A 23,782-nucleotide genomic window follows, 5' to 3' on the forward strand; every position below is an offset into this window, starting at 1 on the left:
TTGTTGCGTTATCTTTATTTTTAATAAAAGGAGTGATCTCAAGTGTTTAAACAAAGCTTGATGTCAAAAGTGCAGGTAAGTCGGATTTGTAGAGTTGTTGTCGGGACTGTTCTTTGCCTGACTATAGTCTCACCCTTAGTGGCAGCAGCAGATAATGTTGTGAATTCACCTGAAGAAAAGAAATTATTGTCTGGCATCACCCAACTGGACGCTGGTGACAGAAGTGCGTATGCCGTCACTGCGGATGGAACAGCCTGGGCGTGGGGTGGTGGGTACGGCTCTATTGGTAATGGGGCGACCACACCAGCGTATACTCCCGTCAAAATGCATATCGATCATGTAAAGCAAATCTCAGGTGGTTATCGCCATAACTTGATGTTGAAGGACGATGGTACAGTGTGGGCGGTAGGGGGGAACGAGCATGGACAACTTGGCATTGGAACACAGTCTTCTAAGATTCTTGTAGAGCCTGTTCAAGTGCAAGGGCTAACAGATGTGAAAGCTGTTTCTGCGGGGGGCACCTTTAGCTTAGCTCTTCTTAAAGATGGAACGGTCTGGGCGTGGGGAGGCAATGAACAAGGAGAACTCGGTGACGATTCGCGGAAAAACAAGCTAACCCCGGTGCAGGTGAAGGGACTACCCACCGTCCTGTCTATAGCAGCGGGATCGAATAATTCAGTGGCTCTTGGTAACGGCGGAGAGGTATGGGTGTGGGGATCACAGCAACCACTGGGAACTCAGAAGGGCGTAATCTTAAAGCCTACGCTTATTAAAGGAAGCGGAGAATATAGAGCGGTTGATATGGATGGAGCCTATGGACTTTATGGGGCGGCATTGAGATGGGATGGCACAGTATGGATTTGGAATAATTACATAGATCCATATCTGGGAGAAGCTCTAAAGCCTGTTCAGGTTCCAGGACTTACAGACGTCATTTCGCTGACAACAGATTCCGCAGTGAAGGCGGATGGGACCGTGTGGCAGTGGACGGTTGGCGATAAGAACAAGATTAATGTTACACAGTCTAAAGGCATCCAGAATGCAGTTTCCGTTTCTAAAGGGAGCAGAAATCATTATGTACTCTTAAAAGATGGTCATGTCCTTGCCTGGGGGGCAAATGAATTTGGACAGACGGGTCTGGGGGTCAGAGAGATCGAGGTGAGTACGCCTCAGCTGGTGAAAAAATCTATTCAAGTGTTGTTGAATGGGAATGAAATGGAACTGACTATGCCGCCGTTACTAATCAATAATTCGACATATGTTCCTTTAAGAGGAGTCTTCGAGCAGATGGGAGTTAATGTTCGTTGGGATGTTCCATCGAGAGCTGTGGTTGCTGTGAAGGGATCTACAACGCTGATCTTGAATTCGGTAACTGGACAAACGACTGTTAATGGAAAGATTATCGCAACAGATCAAAAACCGGTCTTCATTAATGATAGCGTTTATGTACCCCTCAGATTGATAAGTGAAATGTTGGGGGCGCAGGTAGAATGGGATGCAGATGCTTATGCCGTTCGAATAAATTCCAATAAATAAGTGACTATTTATTAGAAGCTTTAGGTTGAACTCTCCTTTAGGGGAGTTCAGCTTTTTTTGCGTGGAAGGCAGAAGATTTAGGGGAAATGAAATGACCGTAAACAAAGCGTACGCGATTTTGAAGAATGTGTGCGGGAATCTTTTCGAGGATTCTTTATACGGATGATGATGAATATTGGAAAAATGGGACAACTTATAATTATCCCAATGATCGTTCAATTATGGTCGCGAAACGGATGGGCATAGCAACAACGATTAATATTGGGACAAAAACGGGTAAGAGTATATATTACGGCCTCTTTGTATTTGCTGCAGTGCTGTTGATTGGAATGTGTGGAAACCGAACTTCTTTAGGCGGAGTTGAAAGGGTGGTGAGATTTTTCATTGATTTTAAAATAAATCGTATGAAGTATAACCCTCTTGTGATAGAATAATCTAGTTGCCCTAGTTTCTGAAAATCCACTCTGTTCCAGCAAAACACCTGATCTATACACGTGGATAATCGAGGAAATATGAGCATTTAAGAGTATTAACAAGATTTCTTAGAGATTTTACACAAAACACATCATTTTTTGTCGGTTTTTATTGATTTATTCAAAAATATTATGTATAATCAGCCTTGTTGATTTTGCAAATGGAATTTTAGGAGGTTTTTATTTTGGGAAAAGCGTTAATTATTGGCGCTGGCGGCGTAGCAAGTGTTGTTGTTCATAAATGCTGCCAGAACCCGGATGTATTTGAAGAGATCTGCATTGCTAGCAGAACTGTCGCGAAATGTGACGCTCTGAAAGATAAATTAGCCGGAGGCCGCACGAAGATTTCTACTGCTCAGCTCGATGCAGATAACACGGACGAAGTCATTGAACTGATCAAGAGCTTTGAGCCGGATGTCGTTATTAATGTCGCTCTCCCATATCAGGACCTGACGATCATGGATGCGTGCCTGGCAACAGGAGTGCACTATGTGGATACTGCCAATTATGAACCACAAGATACAGCGAAATTCGAATATTCCTGGCAGTGGGCTTACAAAGAAAGATTTGAGAAAGCTGGCCTTACCGCTTTGCTCGGCAGTGGATTTGACCCAGGAGTAACTGGCGTATTCACGGCTTACGCGCAAAAGCACTATTTTGACGAGATCCATACCATTGATATTGTTGACGCCAACGCTGGCGATCATGGATATCCATTCGCTACAAACTTTAATCCTGAAATCAATATTCGTGAAATTACAGCTAACGGCCGTTATTTCGAGAATGGCGAGTGGATTGAAACTGCACCACTTTCTGAGAAGAAAGTTTACGATCTTCCGGAAATTGGACCTAAAGATATTTATCTTTTGTACCATGAAGAGCTGGAATCCTTGGCTGTTAACATCAAGGGCGTGAAGAAGATCCGTTTCTGGATGACTTTCTCACAGAACTACCTGACTCACTTGAAAGTGCTTGAAAATGTGGGTATGACTTCTATCGAGCCTATCATGTACGAAGGTAAAGAGATCGTTCCTTTGCAATTCTTGAAGGCAATGCTGCCTGACCCAGCTTCCCTGGGACCAAGAACAAAAGGTAAAACTAACATTGGATGTATCATCCAAGGTACTAAAGACGGTAAGCCAAAAACTTATTATGTATACAACGTTTGCGATCATGAAGAATGTTATGCAGAGGTTGGCTCCCAAGCCATTTCCTATACTACAGGCGTTCCTGCAATGATCGGAGCAATGTTAATTATAAAAGGAATCTGGAAGAAACCAGGCGTGTACAACGTAGAAGAGTTCGATCCAGATCCATTCATGGAAGCTTTGAATAAACATGGTCTGCCTTGGCAAGAAGATTTCTCGCCAACGCTGCTAGACTAAGGCGCGATTGATGGATATTGATATCAGCGTTGTCCCGTCACCATGTTACCTTGTAGATGAAAGATTGCTTACCCGCAATCTTGAGATTATGAATTCTGTACAAGAACGTACAGGAGCTAAGATTTTGCTCGCGCAAAAAGGCTTCTCTATGCACTCCTTGTATCCGCTAGTTGGCAAGTACTTGCATGGCGTAACTTCCAGCTCCTTATTCGAAGCCAGACTTGGCTATGAAAAAATGGGCAAAGAGGTTCATGTCTACGCACCAGCTTATGTGGACAGTGAATTCGATGAGCTTCTTGAATACTCCGATCACATTGTGTTCAATTCTTTTGACCAGTGGAATCGATTCAAGGATCGTGTGAAAAATGCACCGAAGCATATCAGCTGCGGCATTCGAGTGAATCCGGAGTATTCCGAGATTGAAGTTCCGCTGTATGATCCATGCTACAATTATTCCAGAATGGGAGTAACTCTCCCTAACTTTAGACCTGAAGAGCTTGAGGGGATTGATGGATTACACTTCCATACCATGTGCGAACAAAATTCTGACACACTGGAGCGTACGCTCAAGGTAGTCGAAGAGAAGTTCGGACCTTATCTCAAAGGGATGAAATGGCTTAATTTTGGTGGCGGTCATCATATTACACGTCCCGATTATGATCTGGAGACCCTTGTCCGCTGCATTTTGCATATGAAAGAGACTTACGGTGTGGAAATCTATCTGGAGCCAGGTGAGGCCGTTGCGCTTAATACTGGATATTTGGTAGCTACCGTTCTGGATGTTATGCATAACGGAATGGACATTGCGATTCTAGATACTTCGGCTGAATGCCACATGCCAGATGTACTGGCTATGCCATACCGTCCGAACATTATCGATGCTGGACAACCTGGGGAATATCCTTATACGTACAGATTAGGTGGAATGACTTGCCTAGCCGGAGATGTTATTGGAGATTATTCCTTCAAGGAGCCTTTGAAATACGGCGATAGACTCGTATTCCTAGATATGGCGCATTATTCTATGGTGAAGAACCATATGTTTAACGGCGTGAATCTGCCAGCTATCGTCAGCTACAATGACGAAGAGGGAATTAAAGTAATCAAACAGTTCGCTTTCGAAGATTTCAGCGGACGTTTATCTTAATAGAATGATCTAAAAAGGTGTCCCTTCAGGACACCTTTTTGCTATGGTTCCAGTCCTTTGAAAGCGTGATTACATCTAGGAAAAGAGAAGTGATGCTAAAGGACCGTATGACAACTATTGGTGTTTATTAGCTCGTTTAGCTAAGGTTATGGACTGTATAGCTCTTATTGGTCGGATAATGACTATAATTAGGGCGCATTTGGTAGAATAGCTGCAACTGAGTCCGATCATATGCTGAAACAGCCGATTTTTTGGAAATAGAATCTCCTCGGTCCGATTCATGCTCGTGGGGAGAAGATAGATATCGAACCGTTTTTTCATAAGGATCCTTCTCTTGATATTGGGTTTATCTTACAGTTGGATACTTGTATTACTGGAAAAGTTTCTTCATAATTAGCCGCTCACAAGTAAGGTCTCATGTGATACAATAATTTAGTCTGTTTTTAAAAATAGTTATTGAAGGGTCCGTATCTGAGGAGGAAGTCAGCATCAATGAAACATGCACCGTTTATTGCAGTGGAAGGCCCGATCGGGGCTGGAAAAACAACATTAGCTTCGATGCTTGCAGAGGAATTAAACTTACCGATTATTAAGGAGATTGTTGATGAGAATCCGTTTCTGGCTAAATTTTATCAGAACATGGATGACTGGAGCTTTCAACTGGAGATGTTTTTTCTCTGTAATCGGTACAAGCAGCTTGAAGATACAGTAACTCAATACATAGATAAAGGTAAACCGGTGATCTCGGATTATCATATTTATAAGAACCTTATCTTTGGGGAACGAACGCTGAAGGGAACGAAACGAGAAAAATATCGACAAATCTATCATGTGCTGACGGATGACCTGCCGAAGCCAAATATTATTCTCTATATAAAAGCGGATCTCGATACCTTATTAAAAAGAATCGCCAAACGCGGACGCCCTTTTGAAGGGGATATGGATACTGCGTATTTGCAGCAATTGATAGAAGATTATGATGATGCGATGGCCTCTCTAGCGATTCAAGAGCCGTCTACCGTTATTATTACCATAGATGGAAATGCAGTCGATTTCGTGGAGAACCCAGAACACTTCGTCGAAATTGCCTCTCACCTAAAGGAGCTAATGAAATGAATCCATATAACATCCCAGATAACGCCATAATTACCGTGGCAGGAACCGTGGGGGTAGGAAAATCCACTTTAACAGGTGCTTTGGCTAAAAGGTTGAATTTTCAAACCTCGCTGGAGCAAGTTGATCATAATCCTTATCTTGAAAAGTTTTATCATGATTTTGAGAGATGGAGTTTTCATCTACAGATTTATTTCCTAGCCGAACGTTTTAAAGAACAGAAGAAAATGTTCGAAATGGGCGGTGGTTTTGTTCAAGATCGCTCGATTTATGAAGACACTGGTATTTTTGCTAGAATGCATGCGGATCAAGGCACGATGTCCAAGACAGACTATGAAACCTATACAAGCTTGTATGAAGCTATGGTTATGACACCTTATTTCCCGCACCCTGATGTGCTGATTTATATTGAAGGCAGTCTTCCTTCTATTTTAGCGCGAATTAATGAACGTGGCCGTGAAATGGAAATACAAACGGACGTGTCCTACTGGGAACATATGCATGGCAGATATTCGAAATGGATCAATGAGTTTACAGCTTGCCCAGTGCTCCGACTGAACATTGATGATTATGACGTGAATGATTCGGCATCAATGGCGGATATTCTTACGAAGGTAGGCAACACCATTCGTAAGCCTGTTGATACAATATAATAGTTGATGATTAGCAGCTCCCGTGGTTTGGGGGTTGTTTTTTTATGTGCTCATAAAAAAAGACCCAAATCTATGATTTGGGCCTAGTAGGGAAGTGTCAGTTGTCCTAATCATAAAATACGAAAAGTAAATTAAAATGGTGTGGACATTGTAATGTGCTTAAGGGCCACCTCCTATTTTATTAGCCCTTTTTTATAAAAATAGGTTCCAGTCTAATAGAAACTAGTTATTGGTCCATGTCTAAAATTAATAAGATGCGTACACTGAACTATCTTTATAGGGAGGTGTACGCATTGAGTTGTCCAGACGATAAAAAGTGTCATAAGAAAAAAGTCGCCACTGTATTTCCTTCGAAAAGAAAAAGAAAAGAACATCGCCGAAAGGTTATTAAGAAGATTGTAAAAGTAACCTGTCCTCCACCAGAAGTGAATGTTACTACTCCGACAGTTGTTGGTGCTACAGGACCGCAAGGGCCGCAAGGAGCACAAGGACTCCAAGGAATACAAGGGGCCCAAGGCATTCCCGGAGCTCAAGGAGCACGAGGATTCCAAGGAGCTGAAGGACCTCAAGGACCTGCCGGCGGACCTCCGGGACCCCAAGGACCTCAAGGTGAACCCGGGCCAGCGGGAGCGATTGGTCCTCAGGGTGTAGCGGGCCCCGTTGGTCCTCAGGGTGCGCAAGGCGTTCCGGGTGCCCAAGGAGTTGTAGGTCCTCAGGGACCGCAAGGTTTACCGGGTCCTGCAGGAGCTATAGGACCACAAGGTTTTGTAGGAGCAACCGGAGCGCCGGGAGCGCCGGGAGCACCGGGAGCACCAGGAGCACCGGGAGCGCCGGGAGTAGCTGGAGCAACAGGAGCACCGGGAGCGGCCGGAGCACCGGGAGCAGCAGGAGCACCGGGAGCAGCAGGAGCACCGGGAGCAGCAGGAGCAACGGGAGCAACCGGGGCGCCGGGAGCAGCAGGAGCACCGGGGGCAGCAGGAGCACCGGGGGCAGCAGGAGCCGCGGGAGCAACCGGAGCACCGGGAGCAGCAGGAGCAACGGGCGCAACCGGGGCAACAGGAGGCGTATTAGGTTTTGCTGATTTTTTTGCCCTAATGCCTCCTGATAATGCAGCAACTGTAGCACCGGGCACAGACGTAAGTTTTCCTCAAAACGGACCTACTAGCGGGACAACAATTGCACGAACAGGTCCTAGTTCTTTTAATTTAGCGGCAATAGGGACTTATCAGGTGTTGTTTCAGGTTAGTGTAACCGAAGCGGGACAACTAATCTTGACTCTTAATGGCGCAGATCTCGCTTATACCGTAGTTGGACGCGCAACAGGTACATCGCAAATCGTAGAAATGGCTATAGTGCAAACAACGGTCATTAACACCATCCTGACCGTTCGCAATCCTGCTGGTAACTCTACTGCACTTACTATTACTCCTCTCGCTGGAGGAACAAGATCTGTTTCAGCACATCTCGTTATTACACAATTAGCGTAATGAAAGCTCTGACCTAAAGATAATTTGGAAGTTTGCCACCTCTAATTAGGTGGCTTTTCTTATGAGTTTAATTAAAGGAAGGATGTACAAGCTACCTGCCCTTACTTGGCGTCTACTGGTATTTTTATTTGACTTCAAATCAGAGTTGACGCAAAATAAAAGGGAGATGATGTAAATTTGATTTTTTTAGGGAGAATTGTACATGAATAATAAATCAGGTCGTCAATCCTTCCGAGAGCGACTGGATCATATGATTGGAAAGCTTCGTACGGATATTCTGAGTGGAATTCTACAGCCAGGTGCTTATCTGCCAGCTGAGAGTACATTAGCGAAGCAATTTGAACTAAGTAATAAATCGGTTAGAAGAGGGCTGGATGTGCTTGTACAGGAAGGCCTAATTGTTAAAATTGATCGTGTAGGCAGTATGGTTATGGAATCTGTGCAGGAAAGAATCCGTATCAATTTTGGCTGCAGTGCGTCGCTGACCAAAGACTTTCTGTTGGATGATCTAATTGGCGAATTTCATCGGCTGCATCCCGGCATTCATATTCTTCCACTGGCCCTGAATGATTATGATCATGTGAATTCTGCTGTGGAAATGATTAATAATGGAATGCTCGATGCCGTATCACTGAATAGTACACAGTTTCAGGAAATGGCCGAAAGTGGATCGGCGGAATTGTTGGAAACGCTTGATCCGGATCCCGAATTGTATCCAATTGCGACGGAAGCTTTTTATCATGGAGAACAATTGTATGCTTATCCGATTTCTTTCTCCCCCGTGGTGCTTTGCTACAATAAGGCACATTTTCGGGAAGCTGATCTGCCGGAACCGGATAGCTACTGGACCTGGGATGACTTGATTGATGCGGCTCGTCAGTTGGCTGAGAAACGTGGACGCCATGCCATTTATTTTGTGCCCGCTTCCGAGAACCGTTATTCTGTATTCCTGCTGCAGAGCGGGATTCAAACTGTGGCAGACGGAGCCGAGCATCGTACACTTAGCCCGGAGACGGCTAATAGTTTAAGTGTGTATAGTCGGTTGGTGAACAACCATCAGATTTTCCCGAAATATCTTGCCGGCAATCATGAAGATGAAACGATATCTTTGTTCGTTCAAGAACAGGTTTCGATGATTCTAACGACATTTTTTAATTTAAATGATTTCAAAGATTTAACGCTGGATTACGATCTCGCACCATTACCTAGGCTGAAAACAAAAGATCCTCAGAAGACGCTATTAGTGACGATCGGGGCAGCAGTGGTTGGGAATTCAAGACAAAAGGAAGCGGCTCGCCAATTCGTCAATTTCCTTGCTTCAGCAGAAGCTCAGAAAATCATCCGGGAGCGAACAGTTAGTATTCCGGCTCGAAAGCGGATTGCTGAGATGAGCATTACGGATCATTTGAATCGACCTTCGAGATATCTGATGTACAGAGAGCTATTTCCAACCTTTTCATATCTCAAGGATTTAGGGCTTCCCATAGCCGTTCTTAAAAGCTTTCGTAAATTGTTAAATGCTTATTGGTCAAAGATGATAGATGAGGCTACGCTTCATGAGGAACTAAGTGTATTGATATCTGAGCGGGATAGTACGGCCGAAAGGGATTCATAAGTGAATAAATGTTATGGCGTGATTATGGTACTACTATGCCATGATTACGCATTTTTTTAAATGTTTTTTGTAAGCGTTTTCTATTAAATTTGATGGATTTCTGCATTTTACGACAGGTACATGTCATATAAGATTACACATATTAGAGATATTTCTTATTATTATATTGACAGCATGCAGGCTGGAAAATATAATAAAATACATCAGATGTATATCAGATTAAATGCAAAAGAAGTCTGAAACTCTGATTTGTAAATCAAAAAGAAGTCAGTGTGCTTGTTTTTGTCTATTCTAAGTAGAAAAGGGGCCAATGAAAGGAGGATATACCCTATTAAAGGTTATTTACAGTAGGATTATTCATTTAAAAATTTATTGATGTATCGTTGATTCCTTCTTCTTGATGTTAGTGAATATATCATAATGATTATCTTATTTTTAGTTATTAATAGGGGGTTGAATTATGAATGTTGCTAAAAGGAAGTTAGTTCTGCTGTTTCCTGTCCTCTTAGTACTGGTCATACTCGTATCTGCTTGCGGCAGTTCGAACAGTAATGCAGGCAATAGCGCAAACCCTACTGCGGATGCTCAGAAATCTACGCCAGCGCCCGCTAAGGAAGGTACAACAGTAGGGGGTCTGCAGCTCCCGATTGTTTCAGACAAATTGGATCTGTCTCTCTGGTCGCCTAGCGGTGGTAATTTCAGGGGAACTAATTTTAATGAGAAATTATCCTTTCAGCAAATGGAAGAGAACACAAACATTCATATCGACTTTCAACATAGTACGGAAGCCAGTGCGGAAGCCTTCAGTCTGTTAATGTCATCGGGGAAGTTGCCGGACATTATCTACAATGACTTGTGGGGCACGGATTCCGGAAAATATGGCACACAAGGCGCGCTTCTTCCACTCGAAGATCTGATTGAAAAGCATGCGCCAAACTTTAAAAAAATCCTCGACGACAACCCGGATATTCGGGGACAAATCACCTCGCCTGAAGGCCACATTTTTTACCTGCCTAATCTCGTTCTTGATTCACAAGATCTCACTCAAATGTTCCCGCAAGTGCGGAAAGACTGGATCGATAAGCTGGGTCTGTCTATGCCGGAAACCACAGACGATTGGTACAACATGCTTAAGGCGTTCAGGGAGCAGGATGCCAACGGAAATGGTGCTAAGGATGAAATCCCTCTTGTTACGGTCAATCTGGAGAATATCATGATGTTATTTGCTCCTGCATTTGGCGTTGATTACGGCTTCTTCGTTGAGGATGGGCAAGTAAAATATGGCCCAAATGATCCACGATTTAAGGATGTCGTAACTTACCTGCATCGTCTATACGATGAACAATTACTCGACCCGAACTATTTGGTAGATACCACATTCCAGACACTGACGGAGAAAGTGACCACGGATGTAGCTGGCGCCTGGTTTGGCTGGTCTGGCTCCTATATGGGGAACTTTACAACCCTGATGGAAGGGAAACATCCAACCTTCAAAATAGCACCCGCAATTCCTCCTAAAGGACCCAATGGTGATCAACGTCATGTCTCTTTCCGCTGGCAGGCAGCAGCACACGGTTTGGCCGTCTCCTCAAGAACTGAGCATCCTGAAGAAGTGATCAAATGGCTGGACTATCAATACTCAGAGGAAGGGATTCTGCTCAACAACTTTGGGGTTGAAGGCAAGTCCTACGATCTAGTGAACGGAGAGCCTATCTATAAAAAAGAAGTAACTCACCCCACTAATGGGTTGACGAATACACAAGAATTGTTGAACCATACCATCGGCGGTGGAAGCTGGGCTACGGTAGCCGATACCAGATATGCTCAACAAATCCGGGAAGCGAACGGACAGACGGAGAATCCATTAGAGCTTTATAGCGACTATATTGATTTTGATAGCAAATTGCCTCCAGTACAATTCACGACCGAAGAAAATGACGTTGTTGTTCCATTGATGGCTGATATCCAGACCTATGTTGCAGAAACGGCCAATGCCTTGATCATGGGGCGCCAAAAGATCGAAGACTACGACAAAGTAATTAAGCAGCTGGAGAAAATGGGGATTAACGATGTGCTGAAAGAATATCAGACGGCCTACGAGAGATTTAAAGGTAAATAACTCAGCTTGTGAGAGGTTGTCGTGTCGAGCGGCTCTGAGTAATTTAGGTGACCGCTCGCCACAGGACAGCTATGACTAACGCCAGTGTCCGGGAGAGGAGAACTTTATGGCTGTACCTGTAAAAGTCGCCAAAGTTAAAAGCGGGAAACCTCTGGGCAAGATGAGCTCGATTTCCTGGAAACGAATAGCCTCTAATCGCTACCTGTACCTCATGCTGCTCCCTACCGTTTTGTATTTTCTGATCTTTGAATATAAGCCAATGTATGGTGCGATCATTGCTTTTAAGAATTTCAATCCTTACTTGGGAATCGCGGATAGCCCTTGGGTGGGTTTCAAGAATTTCGAGAAGTTTTTTGAAAGCTATTATTTTCTCAGACTACTTAAAAATACCTTCCTAATGAGTTTCTTCTCACTAATCTTCATTTTTCCTGCTTCACTAGCTTTTGCTTTGCTGCTCAATGAGCTCCGCCTTAAGAAACTCAAGTCCTTTCTTCAGACCGTGTCTTATCTGCCGCATTTTATTTCACTGATCGTAATCTGCGGGATGATTATTGATTTCACTAAGCCTGGTGGGATTATTAACAGCCTGCTGCTAGGCATCGGCATCATTTCTGAACCTATTCAGTTCCTGATTTTGCCGGAATGGTTTCGGACGATTTATGTGGGTTCTGGCATGTGGCAGAGCCTCGGCTGGAATTCGATCATTTACTTAGCTGCATTATCCGGCATTAATCCGAGCTTGTATGAGGCTGCAGTTGTCGATGGGGCGGGACGCTGGAAACAGCTTATTCATATTACGCTGCCGGGAATTCTGCCAACGGTGCTAATTCTCTTAATTTTGAATGTGGGTACCTTGCTGAATGTGGGCTGGGACAAAATAATATTGCTTTACAATCCCGGAACGTACGTGACCGCGGATGTTATTTCGACATTTGTTTATAGACGAGGTGTAATGGAGGCGGATTATAGCTTTTCTGCGGCGGTTGGATTATTCAATTCCGTGATTAACTTTACATTATTAGTCATAGCGAATCGCATCAGCCGTAAAACAACCGAAAGTAGCCTATGGTAATAACCTGTATTCAAAGCGAGATATGCTGAAGCTGGATTAAGGCAGTATAGCTTTAGGAGGGTAGACAATGGTTGTGAAACGCAGTCTTGGTGAAATCATATTTGACAGCTGCAATGTGCTGTTTCTGATCTTGTGTTCATTCCTGTTTTTGTACCCGATGTGGTACGTGCTAGTCTCTTCATTCAGTGACGCACATGCTATTGCTGCGGGGAAGGTAAGTTTCCTTCCGATTGGTTTCAATCTGGATGCTTACAAGCTGGTATTTGAGGATGAGCGGGTCTGGACAGCTTACGGAAATACTTTCTTTTATGTTCTTGTTGGAACACTGATTAATCTGGTATTAACGACACTTGGTGCTTATCCGCTGTCCAGAAAAAATCTGGAAGGCAGAAATATTATTATGGCGTTCATTGTGTTTACGATGTTTTTCAGTGGTGGACTAATTCCGGCGTATCTGAATGTTCGAGAGCTTGGGCTGTATGACACGAGATGGGCACTCCTGTTGCCGGGTGCGGTTAGTGCTTTTAATTTGATCGTGATGCGGACCTTTTTTCAGTCTATCCCAGATAGCCTGATCGAGTCTGCCAAAATAGACGGCGCCCATGATTTCAGAATCCTGCTGCGGATCGTGCTTCCGCTCTCCATGCCGGTTCTGGCTGTGATGACTCTCTTTTATGCGGTTGGCCACTGGAACAGCTGGTTCTCAGCCATGATTTATTTACAGGATCGAAATTTATTCCCGCTACAGCTGATTTTGAGAGAGATTCTGATTCAATCCTCTGCTCAAAATATGCTGGCAGGCGTCACTCAGGATGAGGTATTTCGTATCAGTGAATCTATTAAATTCGCTACGATTATCATTGCTACCGTTCCGATTCTGATGATCTATCCATTTCTGCAAAAGTATTTCGTTAAAGGTGTCATGATCGGTGCTCTGAAAGAGTAACAGCCAGAGAGAAGATGCTGCTTGTGACAGTATCGTTTCTAAAGCAGCCGGGAGGAGAAAACGTATGAAGGCGGTAGTATCTCAAGAAGGACAGATTCGTATGACGGATGTTCGGACACCTGTTATAGAAGATGGATTTGTACTGGTGGAGACTGAATATTCGGCAATTAGCCCCGGAACGGAAATGATGATGAATGGCCTGCAGCGAACCCATCAGATTGTTCTTGGATACAGTGCGGCAGGTGTAATTCGAACGCGGGGAAAAGGAATGGAACATTGGCCCGAAGGACTTCGGGTAGCTTGCTACGGTGGACCCTATGCAAAACATGCGGAATGGCTGCTGATGCCTCAGCATCTGATGGTGCCTATTCCTGATCATATCAGTTCAGAGGAGGCATCGACTGTAGGGCTTGGAGCTATTGCAATACATGCATTAAGGCAGGTTCTCTTGCAGTTTGGGGAGACGCTTGTGTTGATCGGTGCCGGAATTCTTGGGCAGTTGATTGCGCAGATTGCCAGAGCCGCAGGATGCCGGGTGATCGTTTATGATCTGCTTGCGGAACGCTGCGAGGTGGCTGAGAGCCTAGGAATTAGGCATATCGCAACTAGCCCCGCGCAGGTGGAAGAGCATCTCGTTAACCTGACAGCGGATATGGGTGCTGATGCAGTCATCGTATGCGCGGGTGGAAAGACTGGAGAACTGATCGATCAAGCGCTGAAGTGGGTACGGGATCGCGGCAAGGTATTGCTAGTTGGCGATATTAAACCGGATTTCTCGCGTGAGCTGATGTTCGGCAAGGAAGCTCAAGTTCTAATTTCTAGGGCTGGCGGCCCTGGAAGATATGATCCTGTTTATGAGCAACAGGGGGTGGACTACCCTTACGGCTACGTTCGATGGACAGAAGGTCGTAATATGGCAGAATATATTCGGTTAATCTCCGAAGGGGACATTCAGGTGAAACCATTGATTAGTGCAGTGTTCCCGGTTGAGCGATGCGAAGAGGCCTTTCGGCGTTATGCCGAGGATCCAGTGGATTTGCTGGGAGCGGTGTTAGCTTATCCTGCGGCAGTTTCTATACCAGAAATAGTTGGCAAGGAACAACAACTGACGGAAAAAGGCGGGAGCCGATGAAGGCATTTCGGATCGGTGAGCCACTTCATGGTTTGGCGGTATGGGCTTCAGCTTACGGTTCATGGCAAGGAACAGAGTGGGTTTACGCGGTTTCTTCTGGAAGCCCTTGTATTTTATTTGTCCTGGACCCCAGCGGTGAGAAGACCACTGGACGATATGCGCTTGAAGGATCCGATCATTGCTGGGGCGTAGTGTCAACGGCAAGCGGGGTATACATCGGGGGAAGTGGCATCTTGTACAGATACACCCATGATAGGGGTGTGGAGAATCTTGGGGAGATGATTCCCGGCGAATTCTATACCTGGCGGCTGGCGGCAGATGAGCAAGGCAGGATCTATGGAGGTTGTTATCCTGGTGGCAAAGTATTTCAGTATGATCCAGTAACAGGAATCTTCAGGGATTACGGTGTTATGGTGAGCGGGGAGCAATATGCTCGCTCGATGGAGGTGTGGAACGGTAAGCTCTATGTGGGTGTGGGTACCCAGTCCCCACATATTGTTGTGCTGGATACAGAGACGGGGAGCCGCTCAGAAATTGGGCTGCCTGATGAATGCTGTGGTGAACAGCTGGTCTATGACTTAAATATCATTCATGGCAAGTTGTTTGCCCGAGTCACACCGTCTGCACGTTTGTACATTTATGATCTGGAACAGCAGGAGTGGGGCGACGTTCTGGAGCGTGTAAGTGGACTAAGTGTTTCCTCCCCGGATGAGCAAGGAAATGTGTACTTTATTAAAGATGATTATTTGCAGCGATATGATCTTCAGACAGGGAGTTTATTTGTTACCTCGTTAGCTATGTCGGAGCCTGCGGGAGATTATGGTTGGCTCCATAATCATCCGCTAAATTCGAAGGGCCAATGTTTAATCGGTGTGTATAGGGATGGAAGCTGCTGGATCTACGACCCGGATACTGATCAACATAGGGTTATGGATTTCGGGCTACAGGGTCAGCCGCTTTATCTGCAATCCATGACCCGCGGGCCTGACGATGCGTTATATATTGGAGGTTATTTTGCAGGCGGGTTAGCCAGATTTGATACGTCTAGTGCTGAGTTAATCTCTTATCGGGGGATTGGGCAGACAGAAGGCATGCTTGCTGGGGACGACTGTCTTTATTTAGGAGTATACCCTAGGGCAAATATTTACAAATATGATCTGAGTCGAGAATGGAAGCCGGGTGACAATCCAGAGCTATTGTTCTCCCTTCAGGAAGAAGAGCAGGATCGTCCTTTTGCGTGGACTTGGGCGGGCGATCAATTGGCAATCGGAACGGTTCCTGCCTACGGTCGACATGGAGGTGCACTTACTTTCTATCATCCTGCGAGCGGTGCGCGAGAAGTGTTCAAAAATCTTTTGCCGCTGCAGAGTATAGTGTCCTTAACTAGCCGGGATCAGCTGCTGTTCGCTGGAGGGTCCGTATGGGGTGGGCTTGGAATTGCGCCGCAGCGAGAGGATGCATCTTTGTTGATCTGGGATTTGCAGCATCGTTGCAAGGTATGGGAAGGGGTTCCAGTGCAAGGGGAACGGGCAATATCTGCTTTGGTACTAGATGATGAAGGTAATCTGTGGGGCTTGACGGCGGGACTTCTGTTTCGGTTCGATCCACAGCTGAAGTGTACCGTGCAGACCTACTCTTTATTTTCAATGGATTGGACGGTTGTGACTCATTTTTGGCGTAGTGGCAATGAACTGCTATACAAGGATGGCATGTTATATGGCGTGTCGATGAATCGATTGTTCAAGTTTGATGTGAAGCGGGAAGAGCTTGAAGTACTGGATGATGAGGCAAGATTGCTGACGATGGATCGTAAGGGTGACCTGTATTTTGCAAGAACAACGGTATTGTATCGCATGCAATAGAAGAGGCAGCACTATCCTTGGAGAAGGGTGGAGAGAGTTTGAAAATTCTATATTTTTATAAGTTCTGTGTTCTGGGCGGAGTAACGACTCAACTTGCCAATCGACTTAAGTTTTTGCGGCATCACTCGGAAGTGCACTTTGCCTTTCTGGAGGATTATGGCGGGGCGAGCGCTTTTGAAGGATATGAGCATGTCCGTATTCTCGGGACTGTAGAAGAAATTAAGAGTTATATTGCAGCCTATAATTTCGACGTCATTATTTCTATCGATACTTATGAACTTTACGAAGCACTTGGGCCTGTTGAAGAAGGCAAGGTTATTATTCATGAAGTGCATACCACCTATTCTGAACCCTTGCAGAAGTTGGCTCATTCTAAAGATAGCTTGCCCTTTCACTATGTGATCACTCCATCCGCTTATATGAAGGGTTATTTGCACAGCATTGGCATAGTGGGTGCTTTTCATATTAATAATTGCCTGGATACCGATTTGTTCCAGTATGAAGCGGATACGGAGCAGAGGCCTGCCACTATTTTGTGGGTTGGCAAACTGGATGATCATAAGAACTGGTCGTCCTATTTGAACATAGCGGGTAAGCTGAATGCCAGGATGCCAGAGCTGCAATTTATGCTTGTTGGGGGATACACTGCTCCCGATGAGATCAAAAATCAGCTTATGGTTAAGGTGGAGCAGCAAGGGATCAAACATTTTAAGTGGATTTCTAAAGTAGATTACGATGAGATGCATAGCTACTATTCCTCTGTTGCACAGAGTGGTGGAATATATGTGAGTACCACAATAAATGAATCCTTTGGAATGACCGTACTGGAGGCGATGGCTTGTAGGTGTCCGGTGGTGGTTCCGAGTGTCGGAGCGCTTCCGGAATTATTGGATGGACCGCTGAACGTTTCCTTGTATGAGTCAGGTAATGAAGCAGAATGTGTGGACAGATTAATTACATTGTTGGAGCGGAATACCTTGAGGGAAGATTTGAAGTCATTGGGAGAACAGAAAGCAAGAACTACTTACAGCATCGAACAAGTGGGAAGAGAATATATGGAACTCCTAGAGCGTTGTAAAGAAGAACGTTTAATTTCGAAAAAGTGTTGATATGAAAGAACTGCAGATTGGTATGGTAGGAATGGACACCTCACATAGCAGAATCTTTGCTGCACTGCTGAATGATAAATCACACCCTTTGCATGTTCCGGGCGGTAGACTGCAGTGCGGTTATCCAGGTGGATCTCCAGATTTTGAGTTGAGTTATTCACGTGTGAAAATGATTAGCAGTGAGTTACAGATGAGTTATGGTGTTGAACTGCTCCATTCTATCGTGGAGGTTGCAGAAAACTCTGATGCTATCTTGTTGACCTCTGTAGATGGGAGAGTGCACAAGGAACAGTTTGCAATACTGGCTCCTTACGGAAAGCCAATATTCGTGGATAAGCCGTTTGCTGTTACCTCTGAAGAAGCAAAAGCAATGGTGCGATTGGCGGAGAAATATGGAACCCCATTTTTCTCCAGCTCCATGGTTCGATTTGGGAAACCACTAACAGCACTTTTGAAGGATAATACCGCAGGCGCTATTCTAGGTGCAGATTGCAGTGGGCCGCTCGAACTGCAGCCGACACAGCCGGGGTTGTTCTGGTACGGCATACACACTGTCGAGATGCTCTATGCAGCACTGGGAGAAGGCTGCCAATCGGTACGGGCGATCCGTCACGATAGGCAGGAATGGGTGGTCGGACAGTGGAAAGACGGGCGGATTGGGACGGTTCGAGGTAACCGTACGGGTGGATCTGATTTCTATACCGTACTGCACCGTCAACGTGGCAGTGGTGGAGTAAATGCGCTTGGAGTGCATTATAACGCAGGGCATCAGCAACTGCTGAAGCGCTTTATAGCTATGGCACGAGGGGGAAAACCGCCGATACAACCTTCTCTAACGCTGGAGCTGATACGCTTCCTTGAAGCGGCTAACGAAAGCAGGGTAAGTGGAGCTACCGTTCTTTTATAAAGGAAAGTACAGCCTGAAAGGAGTGAAGAGAAGTGATCAGGACAGCAGTAATCGGATGCGGGGGCATGGGGAGTATCCATGCAGATCGTTACAAGTCTATGCCCGAAGCAGAGCTTGTCGCCGTATGTGATATCGATGAGAAGGCTGCGGAGGTACTCGGGAATTTAGTGGGAGTTCGCTATTATATATCCGCCGTGGAAATGCTTGAACAAGTGAAACCGGAGGTGGTCAGTATTGCTGTGCCTACCTTCATGCATGTTCCACTGGTTCGGCTAGCGGCTGATCATGGCGTACATGTGATCTGTGAGAAACCACTTGCATTAACTTCGCAGGAAGCGGAGGAAGCTATCCGTTATTGTGAGGAGCGTGGCGTGAGATTATTTGTAGGCCATGTTGTCCGCTTTTTCCGGTCCTACAGACAGCTCGCAGAGGGAATAAAGCAGCTCGGCAGCGCTCAAGGCGGGATATATCATGCTAAACGTGCGGGTTCGCATCCCGGAAACGTGAAAGCATGGTTTCGAGACCCGCAGCTTAGTGGCGGCGTCATTATGGATTTAATGATTCATGATATTGATTACATCCGTGGAGCCTTCGGAGAAGCGCTGGAGGTGTATGCCTTCCAGCATCAGTCGGAAGCCATAAATTATGCCTCAGCTACCTTTCGCTTTAAGAAGGGTACTCTTGCTCAGCTTGAAGCATTTTGGGGTTACCCCGGATCGTTTCATGCTTCCTTTGAGTATGCCGATGCAGAGGGAATTATCTCAGGGGCAACTAATGATGACGAAAGCTTTCATATCCGCAGATCGGTGGAAAGCAGCTCCGCTTCGGGAGCTGTGGAGACCCCTTCGAGCGTGCTGCTTAAGGACCCATATTATGAGGAACTGGAGCATTTTCTCGCCTGTTTGAGAAGTGGGGAAGAGCCTATAGTTACTGCGCAGGATGCACTGGAGGCTGTGCGCTGGGCAGCAGCTGCTCAGAAATCGGGAGCAACAGGACAGCCAGTGAGGCTTGATGGAATGGAGGGGATTTAATGAGCCAGCTGAATATTGGGATGATTAGTTTCGCGCATGCTCATGCTTTTGATTATTTGGAGAATCTGCTGCGTTTCTCAGAAGTGATAGTCGGTGGAATTGCCGATGAGGTGCCTGCGCGAACGCGGGCCTTAGCGGAGAAACATTCCATTCCCTATTATGCCAATTATAAGGAGCTTCTGGCTGATCCGAAGATTGATGCCGTAATTATTTGCTCGGAAAATGTGTTTCACGCCAAGCTAACAATAGATTCAGCTCGGGCAGGCAAACATGTGCTGTGCGAGAAGCCGCTAGGTCTTTCAGTGGAAGAAATGCAGCAAATGATATCGGTCTGCGCCGAGGAAAAAGTCCAATTAATGACAGCCTTTCCTTGTCGTTTCTTGACCTCGGTTGTGCGGGCTAAGGAAGCGCTAGATCGTGGGGATATTGGAGAAATTATCGCGTTCAAGGGAACGAACCGGGGTTCCTTTCCGGGGCCCAAATGGTTCGCTGACGAAGCTCTCTCAGGAGGTGGCGCTGTTCTGGATCATACTGTGCATGTGATGGATCTGATGAACTGGTTCGCTAATTCTCCGGTAGATCAGGTTTATGCCTATGCGGATACGCTGTTTGATCCAGAACACAAGCGGACAATTGATGATTCTGGCATGGTTCATGTCACTTTTGAGAATGGTGTATTCGGAGTGCTGGATCCGAGCTGGTCACGTAATCCAGGCTTCCCGACATGGGGGGATGTGACGCTTGAAATCATTGGCACTAAAGGTGTTATTTCTATTGATGCATTTAATCAGAAAAATAATGTATATGGAAGAGCATCTGGCAAAGGAAATTGGTCCTTCTGGGGGGACGATATGAACGAGCTGATGCTAAAGGCTTTTGTCCAGGCGCTTTTGGAAGAGACGGAGGTGCCAGTTTCAGGAGTAGACGGACTCCGATCCACGGAGGTCGCGCTTACCGCATATCAGTCTGTGCATGCTGGTCACCCGGTACGGTTAAGTAAATGAGGTAAGTTGTGTACACACAATCTTGAGGAGGGTGGGACCGCTTATGAAGGATCAAGAATTGTTCGACAGCATGTGCGAAACGCTCTATTCTGCGGTAATCTCTGATACATTGGATCAATTGGGTTATCGAAATCAGGTGATGCGTGAAAATATCAATCCGATAGATCCGACCTGGATCATCGCCGGACGAGCAAAAACCATTCTTTCTGTGGATATTCATCACCTGCCGGATGATCCGTACACTAAGGAGATTGAGGCAGTGGACAGCGTCAAACCCGGAGAAATTGTCATCGGCTGCACAAATGAATCACGGCAGAATGGACTGTGGGGAGAGCTGCTGTCCACCGCTTCCAAAATGAGAGGCGGCCGCGGAGCGATTGTGGATGGATTAATCCGCGATACTGCCAAAATTCTAGAGCTCGGCTTTCCTGTTTTCGCTACCGGGACTAAACCCGTTGATTCTCAGGGACGTGGAATTGTCATCGATTATGATATTCCGGTGCTGTGCGGGGGTGTGATGGTCCATCCCGGAGATGTTATCTTTGGTGATCGTGACGGGATCGTTGTAATTCCGGGAGCTATCATCGATGAAGTATTTCAGCTGGCAATGGATAAAGTGACTCGTGAGAATCACACTCGGGATGAATTGCTGAAAGGATATACGTTGCGGCAGGTCTACGATAAATACGGGGTGCTCTAAGCACGAGCCAGAGGAGTGATGAAAATGAGGCTGGCTGGCAAAAAAGCACTGGTCACAGGTGCAGCAAGAGGGATTGGACTGGGGATCGCTCACCGATTTCTGGAAGAAGGCGCTCAAGTGGTGTTGTTAGACCGGAATGAGGTGGAGCTCCTCACTGCGCTGGAAACCTTGAAGGTGTATGGTGAAAAAGCCGACATGGAAATATGTGATCTGCGTGACGTGTCACAGTTAGCGCAAGCCGTTTCCCGCGCTTTTGCAAGATTCGGAGGGATAGATATTGTAGTGAACAATGCCGGCATCGCCTTCCGCGAACATTTTCTCGATATTTCTGCTGAGCACTGGAACGCGGTTTTTGATATTAATGTAAAGGCGGTTTTCTTCATTGGCCAGCTAGCAGCAAGACAAATGATTTCCCAAGGTGGCGGTGGGGTCATTATTAATATGAGCTCCAAAAATGGTCTGGCGGCAAGCTCCGAGCTTGCGCATTACAATGCTTCCAAAGCTGCCGTTATTTTGCTCACTGAATCTATGGCCGTGGAGCTGGCACCTTATGGTATCCGGGTAAACGCAGTTGCACCGGGATTCGTGGATACTCCACTTGACCGTAAATTAAGGGAGGTTTCGAAGCTCCCGGCGTATTCGGAGCATACGCCCATGCGGCGGGCGGCAACCATTCAGGAAGCCGCTAATGTATTTCTATTTCTAGCATCTGACGAAGCTTCTTATGTTACTGGAGAGACGATTCGGGTGGATGGTGGACATCTGGCTAATGGCAGTGAACTGTAAAAATAAGAAGGAGTGAAGGTTTTGAAAATTACAGAAATTCAGGCAGAATTGATGATTGATGCTCAGGCTGAGCTAGGGGAAGGACCACATTGGGACGCTGAATCCAATCAGTTGTACTGGGTGGATATTATGGGCAGGAAGCTTAGAATATACGACCAGATTACAAAAAGTGAAGAAGTGCGCTCTTTTGATCTTATGATTAGCGCGGTTATTCCAACCGCTGAGGGTGAACTTCTTCTGGCAATGGAGGATGGAGTCTATCTCGCTCAAACTGACGGATCCCCGGTTCTGCTGACTTCGATAGAAGCTGATCTTCCGCGCAATAGAACGAATGATGCCAAATGTGACCGACATGGCCGGCTGTGGCTGGGAACGATGAGCATGGATAATGAGCCAAAAGCTGGAGGATTATATGTCCTTGAGCCTGGTGGTACCTGTCGCCAAGTGTTATCTGGCATCGGGATTTCGAATGGGCTGGCTTGGGATTATGCACGAAGCAGAATGTATTACATTGATACGCCTACGGGACAGGTGGATGTATTTGATTACGATGAAGATTCTGGAAATATAGACAATCGTAAAATAGCGTTTCGGATTCCTGCCACGGAAGGAAGTCCAGACGGAATGACGATAGATGGCGAAGGAATGCTTTGGGTTGCTCATTGGGGCGGCGGTTGTGTCTCCCGTTGGAACCCGGATACGGGTGAGCAGATTGGACGGATCCGAGTTCCGGCGCCTTTGGTTACCTCCTGCACCTTTGGCGGCAGTGATCTAACAGAACTTTACATTACGACTGCGAAGACAGGGATGAACGAAGAAGAGCTGCGTCGATATCCGCATGCAGGCGGATTATTTATGGCTAAGCCTGGTGTAAGTGGTTTGCTGCCTAGCAACTATCGGGCTAAGGAGTAATAGAGGAGGAAGCTCAATGCGACTCAAAGATAAGATCGTCATTATAACCGGAGCAGGCTCAGGGATTGGGAAAAGCACAGCCGTATTATTTGCTTCAGAAGGAGCGACGGTAGTTATTGCGGATGTTCAGGTGGATTCAGGAAAAGCCGCAGTCGCTGAAATAGAGGCGGCGGGTGGGAAGGCGTTGTTCATCCCTTGTGATGTTACCGATGCTGCCAGTACAAGGGTAATGGCTGATCAGGTCGTTAATGCTTTTGGGCGAATCGATGTGCTCTTTAATAATGCAGGGATCAGTGGCGTGGGGCCTGTACACGAGGTTGCCGAGGAAGTATGGGAGCGGGTTATGCGGGTGAATGTAACAGGTGTGTTCTTAACCTGCAAGGCAGTTTTACCTTATATGATGAACAGTAAGACGGGTTCGATCATTAATATGTCCTCAAGTATTGCCGAGATTGGTGTGGCACAGCGAGCTTCCTATAGTGCTTCTAAGGGGGCAGTCTTGTCCTTAACCAAGACCATGCAAGTCGATTATGCGCCATACGGCATTCGTGTAAATGCTCTGCTGCCCGGTACCATTATGACTCCGTTCGTAGAAGAATATTTAAAGGAGTCACTGGATCCAGAGGCTTCGGTTGCGGCAATCAAGCGTAGACAGCTTAGTGGTGAGCTGGGTAAGCCCAAGGATGTGGCGCGAGCTGCATTATTTCTAGCTTCGGACGAGTCGGAGTTTGTGATGGGTTCGCCGTTTTATGTGGATGGCGGCCTTGTCTTCGGCAAAAATGCATAAAGTGAA

Annotated in this window: 21 protein-coding genes; all 21 read left to right on the top strand. The window is 46.0% G+C overall.

All coding sequences use genetic code 11. The annotated features are described in order from the left end of the window. Positions 1–42 precede the first annotated feature (42 nt). The 21 genes from MKY14_RS00775 (at position 43) to MKY14_RS00870 (ending at position 23,776) form a co-directional block, all read left to right on the top strand. Positions 43–1,536 (top strand): stalk domain-containing protein, encoded by a 1,494-nt coding sequence (locus MKY14_RS00775; protein WP_340975536.1) that lies wholly within the window; start codon positions 43–45, stop codon positions 1,534–1,536. Between the two features lie 125 nt (positions 1,537–1,661). After that, positions 1,662–1,970 carry a DUF5808 domain-containing protein gene (locus tag MKY14_RS30750; protein WP_445669860.1) on the top strand — a complete coding sequence of 103 codons (309 nt, stop codon included), beginning with the start codon at positions 1,662–1,664 and terminating at the stop codon, positions 1,968–1,970. Between the two features lie 224 nt (positions 1,971–2,194). Beyond that, positions 2,195–3,394 carry a saccharopine dehydrogenase family protein gene (locus tag MKY14_RS00780; RefSeq protein WP_036679313.1) on the top strand — a complete coding sequence of 400 codons (1,200 nt, stop codon included), beginning with the start codon at positions 2,195–2,197 and terminating at the stop codon, positions 3,392–3,394. Between the two features lie 10 nt (positions 3,395–3,404). Continuing rightward, complete coding sequence (gene nspC, locus MKY14_RS00785) at positions 3,405–4,541, top strand: carboxynorspermidine decarboxylase (protein ID WP_076125019.1); 1,137 nt, start codon at positions 3,405–3,407, stop codon at positions 4,539–4,541. A 492-nt stretch (positions 4,542–5,033) separates the two neighbouring features. Then, the gene (locus MKY14_RS00790) at positions 5,034–5,657 is read left to right on the top strand and encodes a deoxynucleoside kinase (protein WP_076278612.1); all 624 of its coding nucleotides are present in this window, start codon (positions 5,034–5,036) and stop codon (positions 5,655–5,657) included. Then, positions 5,654–6,307 carry a deoxynucleoside kinase gene (locus MKY14_RS00795; RefSeq protein WP_076278613.1) on the top strand — a complete coding sequence of 218 codons (654 nt, stop codon included), beginning with the start codon at positions 5,654–5,656 and terminating at the stop codon, positions 6,305–6,307. The genes MKY14_RS00790 and MKY14_RS00795 overlap by 4 nt, the downstream gene beginning before the upstream one ends. A 284-nt stretch (positions 6,308–6,591) precedes the next feature. Then, on the top strand, positions 6,592–7,794 hold the full coding sequence (locus MKY14_RS00800) for a collagen-like protein (RefSeq protein ID WP_340975540.1): 1,203 nt from the start codon (positions 6,592–6,594) through the stop codon (positions 7,792–7,794). A gap of 202 nt (positions 7,795–7,996) precedes the next feature. Further along, positions 7,997–9,409 (top strand): extracellular solute-binding protein, encoded by a 1,413-nt coding sequence (locus tag MKY14_RS00805; protein WP_340975543.1) that lies wholly within the window; start codon positions 7,997–7,999, stop codon positions 9,407–9,409. Positions 9,410–9,869: 460 nt separating this feature from the next. Beyond that, a complete protein-coding gene (locus tag MKY14_RS00810) occupies positions 9,870–11,528 on the top strand; it encodes an extracellular solute-binding protein (protein ID WP_076301260.1) in 1,659 nt (552 codons plus the stop codon). Positions 11,529–11,634: 106 nt separating this feature from the next. After that, positions 11,635–12,600: an ABC transporter permease gene (locus tag MKY14_RS00815; protein ID WP_081383132.1), complete on the top strand. Its 966-nt coding sequence runs from the start codon at positions 11,635–11,637 to the stop codon at positions 12,598–12,600. A gap of 67 nt (positions 12,601–12,667) precedes the next feature. After that, positions 12,668–13,546, top strand: a complete 879-nt coding sequence (locus tag MKY14_RS00820) for a carbohydrate ABC transporter permease (protein WP_340975547.1) — start codon at positions 12,668–12,670, stop codon at positions 13,544–13,546. A gap of 64 nt (positions 13,547–13,610) precedes the next feature. Beyond that, positions 13,611–14,678 (top strand): zinc-dependent alcohol dehydrogenase, encoded by a 1,068-nt coding sequence (locus MKY14_RS00825; RefSeq protein ID WP_076301258.1) that lies wholly within the window; start codon positions 13,611–13,613, stop codon positions 14,676–14,678. Beyond that, positions 14,675–16,540, top strand: a complete 1,866-nt coding sequence (locus tag MKY14_RS00830; protein WP_340975549.1) for a WD40 repeat domain-containing protein — start codon at positions 14,675–14,677, stop codon at positions 16,538–16,540. Before MKY14_RS00825 ends, MKY14_RS00830 begins: the two co-directional genes overlap by 4 nt. 38 nt (positions 16,541–16,578) lie before the next feature. After that, positions 16,579–17,649 carry a glycosyltransferase family 4 protein gene (locus tag MKY14_RS00835; protein WP_340975552.1) on the top strand — a complete coding sequence of 357 codons (1,071 nt, stop codon included), beginning with the start codon at positions 16,579–16,581 and terminating at the stop codon, positions 17,647–17,649. A gap of 1 nt (position 17,650) precedes the next feature. Further along, on the top strand, positions 17,651–18,556 hold the full coding sequence (locus MKY14_RS00840) for a Gfo/Idh/MocA family protein (protein WP_076301255.1): 906 nt from the start codon (positions 17,651–17,653) through the stop codon (positions 18,554–18,556). Between the two features lie 32 nt (positions 18,557–18,588). Further along, positions 18,589–19,587, top strand: a complete 999-nt coding sequence (locus MKY14_RS00845) for a Gfo/Idh/MocA family protein (RefSeq protein WP_081383131.1) — start codon at positions 18,589–18,591, stop codon at positions 19,585–19,587. Further along, a complete protein-coding gene (locus tag MKY14_RS00850) occupies positions 19,587–20,591 on the top strand; it encodes a Gfo/Idh/MocA family protein (protein WP_076301254.1) in 1,005 nt (334 codons plus the stop codon). The genes MKY14_RS00845 and MKY14_RS00850 overlap by 1 nt, the downstream gene beginning before the upstream one ends. 43 nt (positions 20,592–20,634) lie before the next feature. Then, positions 20,635–21,291, top strand: coding sequence for an RraA family protein (locus MKY14_RS00855; RefSeq protein WP_340975559.1), 657 nt, complete (start codon positions 20,635–20,637; stop codon positions 21,289–21,291). 24 nt (positions 21,292–21,315) lie between these two features. After that, on the top strand, positions 21,316–22,077 hold the full coding sequence (locus MKY14_RS00860) for an SDR family NAD(P)-dependent oxidoreductase (protein WP_340975562.1): 762 nt from the start codon (positions 21,316–21,318) through the stop codon (positions 22,075–22,077). A gap of 21 nt (positions 22,078–22,098) precedes the next feature. Further along, the gene (locus tag MKY14_RS00865) at positions 22,099–22,989 is read left to right on the top strand and encodes an SMP-30/gluconolactonase/LRE family protein (protein ID WP_340395380.1); all 891 of its coding nucleotides are present in this window, start codon (positions 22,099–22,101) and stop codon (positions 22,987–22,989) included. Positions 22,990–23,005: 16 nt separating this feature from the next. Beyond that, entirely contained in the window at positions 23,006–23,776 is a 771-nt protein-coding gene (locus MKY14_RS00870; protein WP_340975564.1) for an SDR family NAD(P)-dependent oxidoreductase, read from the top strand. Positions 23,777–23,782: the final 6 nt, after the last annotated feature.

This window comes from Paenibacillus sp. FSL R5-0887, assembly GCF_038002305.1.
Classification (GTDB): domain Bacteria; phylum Bacillota; class Bacilli; order Paenibacillales; family Paenibacillaceae; genus Paenibacillus_AQ; species Paenibacillus_AQ odorifer.

Bases quoted from the DNA above. Each gene is read 5' to 3' on its own strand.
- MKY14_RS30750 (WP_445669860.1), top strand. From the start codon at position 1,662: ATGTGTGCGGGAATCTTTTCGAGGATTCTTTATACGGATGATGATGAA.
- nspC (WP_076125019.1), top strand. From the start codon at position 3,405: ATGGATATTGATATCAGCGTTGTCCCGTCACCATGTTACCTTGTAGAT.
- MKY14_RS00790 (WP_076278612.1), top strand. From the start codon at position 5,034: ATGAAACATGCACCGTTTATTGCAGTGGAAGGCCCGATCGGGGCTGGA.
- MKY14_RS00795 (WP_076278613.1), top strand. From the start codon at position 5,654: ATGAATCCATATAACATCCCAGATAACGCCATAATTACCGTGGCAGGA.
- MKY14_RS00805 (WP_340975543.1), top strand. From the start codon at position 7,997: ATGAATAATAAATCAGGTCGTCAATCCTTCCGAGAGCGACTGGATCAT.
- MKY14_RS00810 (WP_076301260.1), top strand. From the start codon at position 9,870: ATGAATGTTGCTAAAAGGAAGTTAGTTCTGCTGTTTCCTGTCCTCTTA.
- MKY14_RS00815 (WP_081383132.1), top strand. From the start codon at position 11,635: ATGGCTGTACCTGTAAAAGTCGCCAAAGTTAAAAGCGGGAAACCTCTG.
- MKY14_RS00820 (WP_340975547.1), top strand. From the start codon at position 12,668: ATGGTTGTGAAACGCAGTCTTGGTGAAATCATATTTGACAGCTGCAAT.
- MKY14_RS00825 (WP_076301258.1), top strand. From the start codon at position 13,611: ATGAAGGCGGTAGTATCTCAAGAAGGACAGATTCGTATGACGGATGTT.
- MKY14_RS00830 (WP_340975549.1), top strand. From the start codon at position 14,675: ATGAAGGCATTTCGGATCGGTGAGCCACTTCATGGTTTGGCGGTATGG.
- MKY14_RS00840 (WP_076301255.1), top strand. From the start codon at position 17,651: ATGAAAGAACTGCAGATTGGTATGGTAGGAATGGACACCTCACATAGC.
- MKY14_RS00850 (WP_076301254.1), top strand. From the start codon at position 19,587: ATGAGCCAGCTGAATATTGGGATGATTAGTTTCGCGCATGCTCATGCT.
- MKY14_RS00855 (WP_340975559.1), top strand. From the start codon at position 20,635: ATGAAGGATCAAGAATTGTTCGACAGCATGTGCGAAACGCTCTATTCT.
- MKY14_RS00860 (WP_340975562.1), top strand. From the start codon at position 21,316: ATGAGGCTGGCTGGCAAAAAAGCACTGGTCACAGGTGCAGCAAGAGGG.
- MKY14_RS00870 (WP_340975564.1), top strand. From the start codon at position 23,006: ATGCGACTCAAAGATAAGATCGTCATTATAACCGGAGCAGGCTCAGGG.